The sequence below is a fragment of the Nocardioides deserti genome (genome assembly GCF_014266025.1).
In the GTDB taxonomy this organism is placed as follows: Bacteria; Actinomycetota; Actinomycetes; order Propionibacteriales; family Nocardioidaceae; genus Nocardioides; species Nocardioides deserti.
The window spans coordinates 319,961-333,885 of the sequence record NZ_JACMYC010000005.1 but is presented as its reverse complement, the minus strand read 5'-3'; the positions used below and the strand labels follow the sequence as shown (position 1 = coordinate 333,885).

The 13,925-nt window shown below is 72.2% G+C and carries 10 protein-coding genes and 1 pseudogene; 9 read left to right on the top strand and 2 right to left on the bottom strand.

Annotated elements, in window-relative coordinates; genetic code table 11:
- A pseudogene (locus H7344_RS11670) lies at positions 1 to 201 on the bottom strand (LCP family protein); the annotation flags it as partial.
- A gap of 23 nt (positions 202 to 224) precedes the next feature.
- Between H7344_RS11670 and H7344_RS11665 the strand changes: the two are divergent.
- From H7344_RS11665 to H7344_RS11625, 9 genes are all read left to right on the top strand, one after another.
- Positions 225 to 761 carry an acyl-CoA thioesterase gene (locus H7344_RS11665; RefSeq protein ID WP_186346177.1) on the top strand — a complete coding sequence of 179 codons (537 nt, stop codon included), beginning with the start codon at positions 225 to 227 and terminating at the stop codon, positions 759 to 761.
- A gap of 137 nt (positions 762 to 898) precedes the next feature.
- Complete coding sequence (locus H7344_RS11660) at positions 899 to 2,359, top strand: LCP family protein (RefSeq protein ID WP_186346176.1); 1,461 nt, start codon at positions 899 to 901, stop codon at positions 2,357 to 2,359.
- A gap of 540 nt (positions 2,360 to 2,899) precedes the next feature.
- A complete protein-coding gene (locus H7344_RS11655; protein ID WP_229707161.1) occupies positions 2,900 to 3,880 on the top strand; it encodes a glycosyltransferase family 2 protein in 981 nt (326 codons plus the stop codon).
- A complete protein-coding gene (locus tag H7344_RS11650) occupies positions 3,877 to 4,791 on the top strand; it encodes a glycosyltransferase (RefSeq protein ID WP_186346175.1) in 915 nt (304 codons plus the stop codon). Before H7344_RS11655 ends, H7344_RS11650 begins: the two co-directional genes overlap by 4 nt.
- A 6-nt stretch (positions 4,792 to 4,797) precedes the next feature.
- Positions 4,798 to 6,006 (top strand): UDP-galactopyranose mutase, encoded by a 1,209-nt coding sequence (glf, locus tag H7344_RS11645; RefSeq protein ID WP_186346174.1) that lies wholly within the window; start codon positions 4,798 to 4,800, stop codon positions 6,004 to 6,006.
- The gene (locus tag H7344_RS11640; protein ID WP_186346173.1) at positions 6,003 to 8,051 is read left to right on the top strand and encodes a glycosyltransferase; all 2,049 of its coding nucleotides are present in this window, start codon (positions 6,003 to 6,005) and stop codon (positions 8,049 to 8,051) included. The genes glf and H7344_RS11640 overlap by 4 nt, the downstream gene beginning before the upstream one ends.
- Positions 8,044 to 8,931 (top strand): ABC transporter permease, encoded by an 888-nt coding sequence (locus tag H7344_RS11635; RefSeq protein ID WP_186346172.1) that lies wholly within the window; start codon positions 8,044 to 8,046, stop codon positions 8,929 to 8,931. Before H7344_RS11640 ends, H7344_RS11635 begins: the two co-directional genes overlap by 8 nt.
- A complete protein-coding gene (locus H7344_RS11630; protein WP_229707160.1) occupies positions 8,928 to 9,728 on the top strand; it encodes an ABC transporter ATP-binding protein in 801 nt (266 codons plus the stop codon). The genes H7344_RS11635 and H7344_RS11630 overlap by 4 nt, the downstream gene beginning before the upstream one ends.
- Before the next feature lie 506 nt (positions 9,729 to 10,234).
- Positions 10,235 to 13,111 carry an FG-GAP-like repeat-containing protein gene (locus H7344_RS11625; protein ID WP_186346171.1) on the top strand — a complete coding sequence of 959 codons (2,877 nt, stop codon included), beginning with the start codon at positions 10,235 to 10,237 and terminating at the stop codon, positions 13,109 to 13,111.
- A gap of 19 nt (positions 13,112 to 13,130) precedes the next feature.
- Here H7344_RS11625 and H7344_RS11620 read toward each other — a convergent pair whose 3' ends face one another.
- Positions 13,131 to 13,883 (bottom strand): TIGR03089 family protein, encoded by a 753-nt coding sequence (locus H7344_RS11620; protein WP_186346170.1) that lies wholly within the window; start codon positions 13,881 to 13,883, stop codon positions 13,131 to 13,133.
- Positions 13,884 to 13,925: the final 42 nt, after the last annotated feature.

The following is a 13,925-nucleotide window of genomic DNA, read 5'->3' as shown; positions in this document are numbered from 1 at the left end:
CTGCTGGCCGCGCGGCGAGGCCGGCTGCGCGGACTGCGCCGGCCGGCCGGGCACGGCGCGCGAGCGGCCGCCGTCGCGGGGCTGGACCGGCATCACGCGGGTCTCCTCCGGCCCCGGCTCACGGCCCTGCTTCTTGCCGTAGAGCCAGCCGTACTCCTGGGACCCGTCCTCGGGACCGCCGTTCCGGGGACGATCTGCCATGGGCGGGACGCTACCGTGCGGCCATGGCCGAGAGTGCGCAGCCGAGCCCGTCCGAGGAGCAGCCGCCGCCGGAGCCGCTGCCGCCGTCGTACACCCGGGTCTCGCTCGGCCAGGTCGTCACCAGCCGCGAGGCGAACCTGCTCGGCAACATCCACGGCGGCGAGATCGTCAAGCTCGCCGACTCCGCGGCGGGCATCGTCGCGCAGCGGCACAGCGGCGGCCCGGCCGTCACGGCGGCGCTCGACGAGGTGACCTTCCTCCAGCCGGTGCACGTCGGCGACATCGTCCGCACCTACGCGCAGGTCAACTGGGCCGGCCGCTCCTCGATGGAGGTCGGCGTCCGCATCGAGGCCCAGCCCTGGGACGACCCGACGGTGAGCTCGGTGCACGTCGCGTCGGCGTACTTCGTCTTCGTCGCGATCACCCCCGAGGGCCGGTCCCGGCCGATCCCGCCGCTGCGGCCCGAGACGCCGGACGAGGTACGCCGCCAGCGCGAGGCAGAGATCCGGCGCGCCCACCGCCTGGCCCGCCGCGAGGAGATCGAGTCCGGCCGCCGCTGACCGGCGTCACACCTGCCGCTGGACGGTCCCGGCGCGTCGCACCCGGCTGTGACGGCTGTGACTGGTGATACTGACGGGGCAGCACTGACCTTCCCCTTCAGTACTCACGGCAGTACCCAGCAGAAAGAGGCACCTCGATGCCACCCGTCTCTTCCCCCGGGTTGCTCGATGGCACGGGCCGCGTGCCGCGCACCCCCGCCGAGGAACGCGCGGCGCGCGTCCGCTTCCGGCGTGCGATCGCGCTCATGGTCATGACCCTGGTCGTCCCCGGCTCCGCGCAGCTGGTCGCCGGCAACCGCCGGATCGGCATCATCGCGCTGCGGATCTGGCTCGGCGTGCTCGCCTCCGGCGCCCTGCTCCTGCTCGTCGGCCTGCTGCACCACCAGACGCTGTTCAAGCTGTTCACCGACACCGGCCTGCTGCTGGTCATCCGCCTGGCGCTCACCGTCGGCGCGATCGGCTGGGCCGCGCTGTTCCTCGACGCGTGGCGGATCGGCCAGCCGCTCAGCCTCGGCCTCGCACACCGTCGCGCCGTGGTCGGCGTCAACGGCGTGCTCTGCCTCTCGGTCATCGGCACCCTGCTCTTCGGCGCGCACCTCGTCGGCGTCGCCCGCGACGGCATCCTCACGATGTTCGCGTCGAGCACCGTCACCGGCGCCCACGACGGCCGCTTCAACGTCCTCCTCCTCGGCGGCGACTCCGGCGAGGGCCGCTGGGGACTGCGCCCGGACTCGTTGACCGTCGCCTCCATCGACGCCGAGACCGGACGCACCGTGCTCATCGGCCTGCCGCGCAACATGTCGTCGTTCCCGTTCCGCGAGGGCTCGCCGATGGCGAAGGAGTTCCCCGAGGGCTTCGACTGCGACGACTGCTACCTCAACGGCGTCAGCACCTGGGCCCAGGACCACACCGAGCTCTTCGGCGACGCTGAGAACCCCGGCATCGACGCCACCGTCTCCGCCGTCGAGGGCATCACCGACCTCGACATCAACTACTGGGCGATGGTCAACCTGCAGGGGTTCAAGGACCTCGTCGATGCCGTCGGCGGCGTGACCCTCAACGTCCGCCAGCCGATCCCGGTCGGCCTGCCGCACGAGAAGACGTTCCACTACATCGACGCCGGTGTGCGGAAGCTCGACGGCCACGACACCCTCTGGTACGCCCGTGCTCGCGAAGGCTCCGACGACTACTCCCGCATGGCCCGCCAGAAGTGCGTCATGAACGCCATGCTCCAGCAGATCAGCCCCCAGGCGGCGGTCCGCAACTTCGAAAAGATCGCCCAGGCCTCCGCCGCGATGATCTCCACCAACCTGCCGGCCTCCGAGCTGGACACGTTCATGGACCTCGCGCTCAAGGCCCGCGGCCAGAAGCTCTCGACGCTCTCCCTCGTCCCGCCGATGATCCAGACCGCCGACCCCGACATCGACCTGGTCCACAGCAAGGTCGAGCAGGCGATCGACCGGGCCGAGGGCAAGGCCCCCGCCAAGACCGGCGGCAAGCCCAAGCCCGCCCCCGACGCCGTCACCGGCGGCTCGCTCGGCTCGCTGTCCGAGGGGTACGCCGCCAACCAGGCCGACGACCTCGGCGCCGCCTGCTGATCCCGCCCTACCGCTGGTCGCGGTGTCCGCCTGCGGTCCGGGGCCGCCCGGCTCCCACTTGCTCCCGAGGGGGGCCTTCCCCCGCTTCGCTCCTCCAGGCCGTCGGGGTCGCCTTGACGTTCGCTGGGGCGTCCCGGCCCTCCGGCGCCCGCTTCCGGCCCCGAACCCGCGCGGCGTACCCGGGCCCGTGGCCCGTCCTCCGGCGCGGCGGCGACCCAGGGGGCGGGACGCTCCTCGGGTCGACCGGCCACGCGCCGTACCTGCTCCTCAGCCAGGACCGGTGCCCGCCGAGATCTCCGCGCTCCCGGCCGTGTACTCCTCAGGCGTTGCAACTCCCGAGAGGAGCGGGTTCCGCCGGCCGGGGAGTCCCGCCGCCCCACACAGACAGCCACACCGGCCACATGACTCCCGCCGACGACGGGACTCCTGCAGCGACCCCCGCCCGCCGACACCAGCCCCCCACGCACGTCATGCGCACGAAGCACCCGCTTGCTCCGTCCGCATGACGTCCGGGCCGGGCGGGCTCGTAGGGTGGCGCCCGTGACCGAACCGGCCGTGACCCCTGCCGAGCAGCCGCGGGTGGTGGCGGTGGTGGTGACGTACGACCGGATCGGGCTGCTCCAGCGGCTGGTCGAGCGACTCGACGAGGTGGGGGCCCGCACCGGGAGCCCCCTGGTCGAGGTGCTGGTGGTCGACAACGCCAGCAGCGACGGCACGGGGGAGTGGCTGGCGGGGCTGACGGACCGGGAGATGCCGGACGAGCACGCGAGCACGCCGGTGCTGGGTCGGACGCTGGCGGAGAACGTCGGCGGGGCCGGCGGTTTCCACGCCGGGCTGGCCTGGGCGGTCGAGCGGGGCGCGGACCTGGTGTGGCTGATGGACGACGACGGGCTGCCGGACGTCGACTGCCTGGACGTGCTGCTGGAGCACCGCGGGGCGCTGGACTTCTGGGGGCCGGTGGTCGTCGACGAGGGCGACCCGGGCCGGCTGGTCTTCCCGATCCGGCTGCCCGGCGGCACGAGGGTCGTGCACCGCATGGCCGACGTGGCCGCGGCGGCGGACGGCGAGGGGCTGATCCGCGACGTGGTGATCCCGTTCAACGGGGTGCTCGTGACGCGGGAGCTCGTGGAGCGGATCGGGCTGCCGCGCGAGGAGTTCTTCATCTGGGGCGACGACCACGAGTACCGCCTCCGCGCCGAGCGCGCGGGCGGCCGGGTCGCGACGGTGGTGGGCGCGCGGGTGCTGCACCCGAGCGTCGGCGAGCTGGGCACCCCGATGCTGGGCGGGCGGACGACGTACAACCACAGCCCCAGCGACCTCAAGCACTACTGCATGGCGCGCAACAACCTCCTCAACCTGCGGGAGTACCGCGGCTGGCCGCACGCGCTGGCATTCGTCGCCAAGACGCTGTGGTTCTACGCCGTGACCCGGCCGCAGCCCCGCCGGCTGGTGCTGAGCGCGCGGGCGTGGGGAGCGGCGCTGCGCGGCGACTTCACCGGCCACCGACGGTTCCTGCGATGAGCGGCGGCACGCCGCGCGAGAGCGTCGCCGTCGTGGTGGTGACCTACAACCGCGCCGACCTGCTCGACCGGATGCTCGACGGGCTGGCCGCACTGACGACCCGGCCCGACGTCGTGCTCGTCGTCGACAACGCCAGCTCGGACCACACCTCGCAGGTGCTCGCTGCGCGCACCGAGCCGTGGCTGCGGGTCACCCGCACCGAGGAGAACCTCGGGGGAGCGGGCGGCTTCGCCCTCGGCGTGCGCCTGGCGTACGACGGCGGGTGGGACCGGATCTGGCTGATGGACGACGACGTGGTGCCGGCGCCGGACTGCCTCGACGTGCTGCTCGCGCAGGACGAGGACTGCCTGATGGCCGTCCGCGAGGACCGCTCCGGCCGGCTGTGCGAGAAGGCCGCGACCCGCTTCGACCTCACCCACCCGTGGGTGATCAAGCCGAAGACCAGGATGGTCGAGACCGACTACGGCACCCGGGCGGCGATGCCCGAGCGGGTCGAGCTGGAGAACGTCGCGTTCGAGGGGTTCATGTGCCGCCGGGGCGTCGTGCAGCGGATCGGGCTGCCCGACCCGTCGTACTTCATCTTCTACGACGACGTCGACTTCGCCGTCCGCGCCCGTCGTGCCGGCTTCCGGATCTGGGCGGTGCGCGACGCGGTGCTGGTGCGCCAGCTCGACTTCGACCAGCAGCACGACCTGGCGGGGTGGAAGGGCTACTACATGTACCGCAACCTCTTCGCCGTCCACTTCCGGTACGGCGAGAACGCGCTCGTGCGGGCCAAGCCGTGGCTGGTCGCGCTGGTCGTCGTGCTGCTCAGCCCGCTGCGGGGCGGGCGGGCCGAGGCGCGCAACGTGATCCGGGCCATCGGCGCGGCGCGTGCGATGCGGACCCTCCCGCCGCTCTCCGTAGACTGACCCACCGTGTCCTCCCCTGACCCGGCTCCCTCGACGCCCTCGTCCGCGCCCGACATCGTCGTCGTCGGCTCGGGCTTCTTCGGCCTGACCGTCGCGGAGCGCTGCGCGAGCGAGCTGGGCCTGAAGGTCCTGGTCCTCGAGCGGCGCCACCACCTCGGGGGCAACGCCTACTCCGAGATCGACCCGGAGACCGGGATCGAGGTGCACGTCTACGGCACCCACCTGTTCCACACCTCCAACACGAAGGTGTGGGAGTACGTCAACCGGTTCACGGCCTTCACGAACTACCAGCACCGGGTCTTCGCGAAGTACCAGGGGCAGGTCTACTCCTTCCCGATGAACCTCGGGCTGATCAACCAGTTCTTCGGGAAGTCGCACACCCCCGACGAGGCTCGCGCGCTCATCGCCGAGCAGGCCAGCGAGATCCGCACCGAGGACGCCACCAACCTCGAGGAGAAGGCGATCTCGCTCATCGGCCGCCCGCTCTACGAGGCGTTCGTCAAGGGCTACACCGCCAAGCAGTGGCAGACCGACCCCACGGAGCTGAGCGCGGACATCATCACGCGCCTCCCGGTCCGCTACACCTTCGACAACCGCTACTTCAACGACACCTACGAGGGCCTCCCGGTCGACGGCTACACCGCCTGGCTGGACCGGATGGCCGACCACCCGAACATCGAGGTGCGCCTCGAGACCGACTTCTTGGCGGTCGCGGACGAGTACAAGGGCAAGGTGCCGGTCGTCTACACCGGCCCCGTCGACGAGTACTTCGGGCACTCCGAGGGGCGGCTGTCGTGGCGCACGATCGACCTGGAGCGCGAGACCGTCGACGTCGACGACTACCAGGGCACCGGCGTGGTCAACGCCAACGACGAGGACGTCCCGTGGACGCGGGTGCTGGAGTTCAAGCACCTGCACCCCGAGCGCACCTACCTCCCCGGCAAGTCGATCGTCGTCCACGAGTACAGCCGCTTCGCCGAGGAGGGCGACGAGCCGTACTACCCGGTCAACACCGCCGCCGACCGCGAGAAGCTGCTGAAGTACCGCGAGCTGGCGAAGCAGGAGCCGATGGTGCTCTTCGGCGGCCGGCTCGGCACCTACAAGTACCTCGACATGCACATGGCGATCGGCTCGGCGCTGTCGATGTTCGAGAACAAGCTGCGTCCGCACTTCTCCGACGGTGCGCCGCTCACCAGCGGAGGAGTCGACGCATGAGCACCCCGACCATCCAGGCCACCGCCTCGGCGACCGGCACCGTGACCCGCCTGCTCCAGCGCCAGATCCTGCCGTTGGACCGCGACTCCGACGTGCTCGCGCTGTACGTCGACCCCGAGGACGCCCGGCTCGACGCCGACAAGTACGAGGTCGGCGGCAACGCGTCGGCCAAGGCGCTCAACAACGCCGCCATCCGGCAGTCGACCTCGACCGGCCGCGCGCTCCACCCCGACCAGATCGAGTCGCGGACCGCGCTGCGCGTGAAGTCCGGCGACCGGCTCTCCTTCGGCACCTACTTCAACGCGTTCCCCGCCAGCTACTGGCGGCGCTGGACGGTCGTCACCTCGGTGGCGCTGACCGTCACGGTGCGGGGGAGCGGCGCGACGGTCATCGTCTACAAGTCGATGGCCCGCGGGAACTCCCAGCGCGTCGACGCCGCCGAGACGACGACGTCGGAGCGCAGCTCCTTCACCTTCGACCTGACGCTCAAGCCGTTCGTCGACGGCGGCTGGTACTGGTACGACGTCGTGGCCGGCGACGAGGACGTCGTCGTCGAGTCCGCCGAGTGGACCGCCGAGGTCCCGGCCGACCGGGCCGACCACGGCACGGTCGACGTCGCGATCACCACGATGAACCGGCCCGACTTCTGCGCCGAGCTGCTCGCGCAGATCGGCGAGGACGAGACGCTCCGGCCCTACCTCGACACCGTGATGGTGATGGAGCAGGGCACCGACAAGGTGAGCGGCTCACCGGTGTTCGCGCGGGCGCAGGAGGCCCTCGGCGAGACGCTGCGGGTCATCGAGCAGGGCAACCTCGGCGGCTCCGGCGGCTACGCCCGGGGCCAGCTCGAGTCGGTGCGCAAGGGCACGGCGACGTACACCCTCATGATGGACGACGACGTCGTCTGCGAGCCCGAGGGCATCGTCCGCGCGGTCACGTTCGGCGACCTCGCGCGGCGGCCCACCATCGTCGGCGGCCACATGTTCAACATCTACTCCCGCTCGCGGCTGCACAGCTTCGGCGAGATCGTCCAGCCGTGGCGCTTCTGGTGGCAGTCGGCTCCGGACACGCACACCGACTGGGACTTCGCCGGCCGCAACCTGCGCTCCGCGCGCTGGCTGCACAAGCGGATCGACGTCGACTTCAACGGCTGGTTCATGTGCCTGGTGCCGCGGGTCGTCCTCGACGAGGTCGGCCTCTCGCTGCCGCTCTTCATCAAGTGGGACGACTCGGAGTTCGGGCTGCGCGCCAAGAAGGCCGGCTTCCCGACGGTGACGTTCCCCGGCGCTGCGGTGTGGCACGTCCCGTGGACCGACAAGAACGACGCCCTGGACTGGCAGGCCTACTTCCACCACCGCAACCGGCTCGTCGCCGCGCTGCTCCACTCGGTCTACCCCAAGGGCGGCCGGATGATCCGGGAGAGCCTCAACCACCAGATCGCCCACCTGGTCTCCATGCAGTACTCCACCGCGGAGCTGCGCCTGCTCGCCATGGAGGACGTCCTCGCCGGCCCGCGCGGGCTGCACGACATGCTGCCGACCCGGCTGGCCGAGGTGAACGCGCTGCGCAAGCAGTTCACCGACGCCCAGCTCCAGGTCGACCCCGACGCGTTCCCGCCGGTGCGGCGCAGCAAGCCGCCGCGCAAGGGCCGCGACACCTCCGAGATCCCCGGCCGGCTCTCGACGCTCGTCAGCGCCGGGCTGCAGCCGCTGCGGCAGCTGAAGAAGCCGCGGCAGCTCGCCGAGGAGCACCCCGAGGCCGAGATCCGCGCGATGGACGCCAAGTGGTACCGCCTCGGCACCCTGGACTCCGCGATCGTCTCGATGAACGACGGCACCTCGGCGGCGTTCTACCGCCGCGACCCGGAGAAGTTCCGCGACCTGGTCAAGCGCACCGTCGAGATCCACGAGCGCTACCGCCGCGAGTGGCCGCGGCTCGCGCAGGAGTACCGCGCCGCGCTGGGCGAGATCACCTCACCCGAGAGCTGGGAGCGGACCTTCGAGCCGTGGACGGACGAGACCACCCCGCAGAGGACCGATGACTGAGGCCGGCCGGCACCGGGTGGTCGACGCGCCGCTCGCGCCGCCGGCGCCCACCGCCGGCCTGCTCGACGTCCTCGGGCGTCGCTACCTGCTCAAGCTGCTGGTGCGCCGCGAGATCAGCGCGCGCTACCAGGGTTCGTTCCTCGGGTTCATCTGGTCCTACATCAACCCGCTGAGCCAGCTGTTCATCTTCTGGTTCGTCTTTGGCTACATCATCGGCCGCGGCACCGTCGACAAGTACGCCGTGCACGTCTTCTGCGGACTCATCGTCGTCCACTTCTTCACCGAGACCTTCAACGCCGGCACCCGCTCGATCGTGCGGAACAAGGCGTTGGTGCGGAAGATGGCGATGCCCAAGGAGATGTTCCCGGTCGCCTCGATGCTGGTCTCGCTCTACCACGTGGGCCCGCAGCTGGTGATCCTCACGGTGGTCTGCCTGTTCTGCGGCTGGACGCCCGACCCGCTCGGCATGCTCGCCTTCGCCCTGGCGCTGGCGATCATCGCGGTCCTCGGCACGGCGCTGGCGCTGATGTTCAGCGCCGCCAACGTGTTCTTCCGCGACTTCGCCAGCGCGGTCACGATCCTCACCAACTTCGTCCGCTTCGGCGTGCCGATGATCTACCCCTACACGCTGGTCGACCAGCGCTTCGGCCGGTTCGCCGAGCTCTACCTGTTCAACCCGATCGCCGACGCGGTCCTGCTCGTCCAGCGCGCGTTCTGGGTGGGCTCCACCGACGACCCCGACGCCACGATCGCCGAGCACATCCCCGACGACCTGTTCGTCTACGGCGTCGGCGCGCTGGTCGGCTCCGTCGTGCTGCTCGGGATCGCCCAGCTGGTCTTCACCCGGCTGGAGAACAAGATCCCGGAGCGGCTGTCGTGACCGACCCCGCGGCGTACGACGCCGACACCTCGATCGTGGTCGACCACGTCAGCAAGGACTTCACGCTGCGCTACCACCGCACCGCGAAGCAGATGGCCGTCGCGATGGTGAAGGGCCGCGACATCAGTGACACCTTCTCCGCGCTCGACGACGTCTCGTTCACCGTCAAGCAGGGGGAGTCGATCGGACTGATGGGGCTCAACGGCTCCGGCAAGTCGACCCTGCTCAAGCTGATCAACGGCGTGATGAAGCCCGACTCCGGCACCGTGCTCACCCGCGGCCGGATCGCCGGCCTCATCGCGACCGGCGCCGGCTTCCACCCGCAGCTCACCGGCCGCGAGAACGTCTACCTCAACGCCGCCATCCTCGGCATGACCGAGCCGGAGACCCAGCGGAAGTTCGACTCCATCGTGGAGTTCGCCGACATCGGGCGCTTCCTCGAGACGCCGGTCGGCAACTACTCCTCCGGCATGTTCGCGCGGCTCGGCTTCGCCGTCGCCATCCACGTCGACTCCGACATCTTCCTCGCCGACGAGGTGCTGGCCGTGGGGGACCGGCCGTTCAAGCGCAAGTGCATGGAGAAGATGCAGGAGATCCGCGAGTCCGGCCGGACGCTCGTCTACGTCAGCCACGCCGCCGGCTCCGTGCGGAAGATGTGCGACCGCGTGATCGTGCTCGAGAAGGGCCGGGTCGGCTTCGACGGCCCCGTCGACGAGGGCATCCGCTACGTGAAGTACGACGAGGACTCCACCAAGCCCGAGGACCAGGAGGACGACGAGCTCGGCTCGGACGTCTGACCGGCACGGCTGGTCGAGGAGGTAGCGCCTGCGGCGGGCTGGGTGTCGGCCCCCGCGTCGCTCTGCGCCCGGTCCGCGAAGTGCGGGTGCGCCGGGTGTGGGTCGGGGCCTGCGGCTCCCGCCTGCGGCCCGGGCCGCCCGGCCCACGTGCTCCCGAGAGGGCCTTCCCCCGGCTTCGCTCCTCCAGGCCGTCGGGGTCGCCTTCACGTTCGCCGGGGCGCCCCGGCCCTCCGGCGTGCGCCTCCGGCCCCGACCCGCGCGGCGTACCCCGGTTTGCGATCGTCCTCCGGCGCGGCGGCGGCCGGGGGAGTGGGGACACGGCTCGGCGTGTCGGCCCCCGGACGTGCCCCGCAGCAGGCATCCTCGGCTTGACAAATCTGAAGAACGTCGGCGTGTCGAGTGGAAATTACAGCGTTGTAGTTACTCACGAACTCTTCCGGCCGGCCTGTGACGCGTGTGAAAGTTGCGCCCTGTGTGAACTTCCCCCGCACGAAGAGCAGGTCGTCATGTCCAGGTCGAAGGACCGTTTCGTCACCGGGTGCCAGCAGGTGCTGGCGCTCGGCACGGTGCTTGCCGTGCTCACCCCGGCAGCCCGCGTCCTGACCCTGGACGTCGTGCACGAGGCGCCCAGCGGCGCGCCGGCGCACGGCCTCGGCCTCGGCGAGAGCAACGGCGTCGAGGTCACCGGGCGCCTGTCGGCGTACGCCGCCGAGCTGGACCGGATGTCGGTGGTGCCGGCGGAGGTCGTGGACCCGGTGGTGACCGAGTACGCGCTGACCGCTCCGGCGAGCGCCCGCGTCGCGAAGGGCGCGCTCCACGCCCGCACGCGGGTGGCCGGTCGGACCGCGGAGGTCGTGGCGGAGCCGCAGCCGGTGAGCGGGTACGGCGCGGTCGGCGTCACCTGGCAGCACGGCGAGGCGATCGCGGACGACGAGATCTCCTTCGAGGTGCGGACCGAGACCGACGGCGCGTGGAGCGGCTGGTCGGAGCTGGCGTACCACGACGAGCACGGCCCGGACCCGGACAGCGCCGAGGCGCGGCGAGCCCGGCCGGGCACCGACGAGCTGCTCGTCGGCGAGGTCGACCGGGTGCAGGTGCGGGTCCGTTCCGAGGCCGGTGTCCCCGACGACCTGCGGCTGGCCGTGGTCGACCCCGGCCACGCCGGTGTCGTCACGCGGGAGAAGGCCGAGCTGCGGGCCACCGCCGGGACGGCCGACGCGACCGAGACGGGTGCCACGGACGCGCCGACGGGGCAGGCCGGCGACGCGCTGGCGCTGCGCGCGGCGGCGTACACGCCTCGGCCGACGGTCTACTCGCGTGCCCAGTGGGGCGCGAACGAGAAGCTCCGCGGGAAGACCGCACCGTCCTACTACGAGGTCCACGCGGGCTTCGTGCACCACACGGTCAACGCCAACGACTACACGCGGGCGCAGGTGCCGGGCATCCTGCGCAGCATCTACGCCTACCACACGCAGTCCCGTGGCTGGTCCGACGTGGGCTACAACTTCCTCGTCGACCGGTTCGGCCGGATCTGGGAGGGCCGCGCCGGCGGCATCGACCGGCCCGTGGTCGGCGCCCACACGCTGGGCTACAACGAGAGCTCGTTCGCGATGTCGGCGATCGGCAACTTCGACGTGGCGCAGCCGAGCAGCGCGATGGTGCAGGCGTACGGCGCGCTCTTCGCCTGGAAGCTCTCCCTGCACGGCGTCGACGCCTCCTCCCCGAGCCAGGTCGTCGGCAGGAAGTCGTTCCGCGCCATCAACGGCCACCGCGACGCCGGGTCGACGGCCTGCCCGGGTCGTCACCTCTACGCCAAGGTGCCGCAGATCCGCACCCTCGCCGCCGACGCCCAGCTCGGCTGGTCCGGCCGTGAGCGCGAGTCGGACCTCGTCGGCACGCCGCACCCGGACCTGCTGGTCCGCAACGCGGCCGACGGCAAGGGCTACATCCTCCCGACGGGCGGGCTGACCGGCTTCCGCGCCGCCCGCCCGGTCGTCTCCGGCTGGAGCGCCGCCGACTCCGCCGCGACCGCGGTCGTCTCGCCGGACCTGACCGGTGACGGCCGTCCCGACCTGGTCGTACGCCGCAGCGACGGCAGCGCGCAGGTGCGGGCCGCCGACGGCTCGGGCGCCTTCGCGGCGACCGGCACGACGACCGCGGCCACCGCGGACCACGACCTGCTCACGGCCGCCGGCGACGTCGACGGCGACGGCCGCAACGACCTGGTGGCCCGGGCCGCCAACGGCCGCCTGGACGTCTACCGCGGCAACGGCTCGGGCGGCTTCGCCCGCCAGGCCGGCACGACCGGCTGGGAGGGCTACGACCTGCTCGTCGGGCCCGGCGACGTCGACGGCGACGGGCGCGCGGACCTGCTGGCCCGCGACGCGGCCGGCAAGCTCTCGCTGCACCGTGCCTCGACCGGTCTCGACCCCGCCGCGCGGGAGGCGCTGGCGGGGAGGTGGAAGCAGTTCGGGTCGATCACCGGTGGCGGCGACTACGACCGCGACGGGCGCCCTGACCTCTTCGTCCATCGCGCCGACAACGGCAACAGCTTCCTGCGGCCCGGGCGCGGCGACGGCACCTTCGGCTCCGCGATCGGCCCGGTCAAGCGCACCGCCGGCCTGGCCGGCGTCACCTCCGGCGGCGACCTGGTCGGCGACGCGACGCCCGACCTGGTGGCCCGCCGCGGCGACGCGCTCGTGGTCGTCGAGAACGCCGGCACCTTCGACACCACCGCCCCGGTGCCGACCGGCGTCAACCTCCGCAACGCCGACGTGCTGCTGAGCGTGGGCGACTGGGACCGCGACGGCTTCGGCGACATGGTCACGCGCAACAAGAAGAACGGCGCCCTGTCGCTGCGCCGCGGCGACGGGACCGGCCGGTTCGCCAAGGCGACCCGGCTCGCCAAGGGCTTCGGCGGCGTCCGGCTGCTCGCGGCCGCCGGCGACCTCACCGGCGACGGCTGGCCGGACCTGGTCGGCCAGCCCGACGGCAGCGCGATGCGGGTCTACCCGGGTCGGGGCCTCGACGGTCTCGCGGCGTCGTACGTCATCCGCTCGAAGGTGACCGCCACCCAGCAGGTCCCGGTCGGCCGTTGGGACGCCGACGGGGCGCCGGACGTCCTCTACCGCGTCGGCGACCGGCTCACGCTCTACCCCGGCAACGGCCCCGGCGGGCTGACCACGCCGCGCGCGCTCGGCACCGACGTGGCGGCGTACGACTGGCTCGTCGGCGTCAGCGACGTCCAGCTCACCGGGCACGCCGACGTCATCGCCCGCAGCAAGGCCGACGGCAAGCTGTGGCTGCTGCCCGGCACGACGTCCGGCTTCGGTGCGCGGCGGCTGATCGCTGAGGGAGCGGGGGTCTACGACCTGGTGGGCTGACGGACGTGGTCCTGGTCGGTCATGCGGGGAAGCGGGCGGTCGCGCGCTCGGCGGCGTACGTCGCCTCGAGCCGCTCCCGTCCGGCGCGGACGACCAGGACCAGCGAGCCGCTCCGCGCGAGCGGCTCGGTGAAGGTGGCGAGGCCTGGTGGGGAAGCCGGGTTCGCCTCCGAGAGGAGCCGGCCGCCGTCGGTGAGGAGACTCCCGGCGGCGGCCGCGCTCCAGAGCTGCGCCTGGGTCGTGCCGCTCGTGTCGCCTTCGGCGCCTCCTCCGGCGTCGTGGACCGCGAGGTCGTCGTCCTGCGGCGGGTCCCACGGGATGAACGAGTCCGGTTGCGACCAGACCTCGACGCCGACGTCGTGGACGCCGGCCGGCAGCGGGTCGGCGAAGCGGACGCCGAGGGGGAGCAGCGAGCAGGCGAGGACGGGTACGTCGCCGGCCAGGTCGGCCCAGCGGTCGACCCCGTCGGGGCCGCACACGACCGCGTCCGGCTCCGCGCCGCTGTCGTCCAGGCTGACCGCGAGGCCGGCGTTCCAGGCCGCGCCGAGGAAGACCGGGCCGAGCCAGTGGGCCGGCAGGTCGATCCGGATCGTGTCGCCGCGCTCGAGGTCGTGCTCCTCGACGAGCAGCGAGGAGGCCTTCGCGACCCAGTTGGCGTACGTCGTCACCGACAGCTCCACGCGCTCGCCGGTCGCGTCGTCGTAGAAGGTCACCAACGGGCGGCCGGGCTCGCGGCGCAGCAGGTCGGCCAGGACGGTGGGGAAGGTCGTCACATCCGTCACCCTAGACACGGGGCCGGACGCAGGCCCGGACGC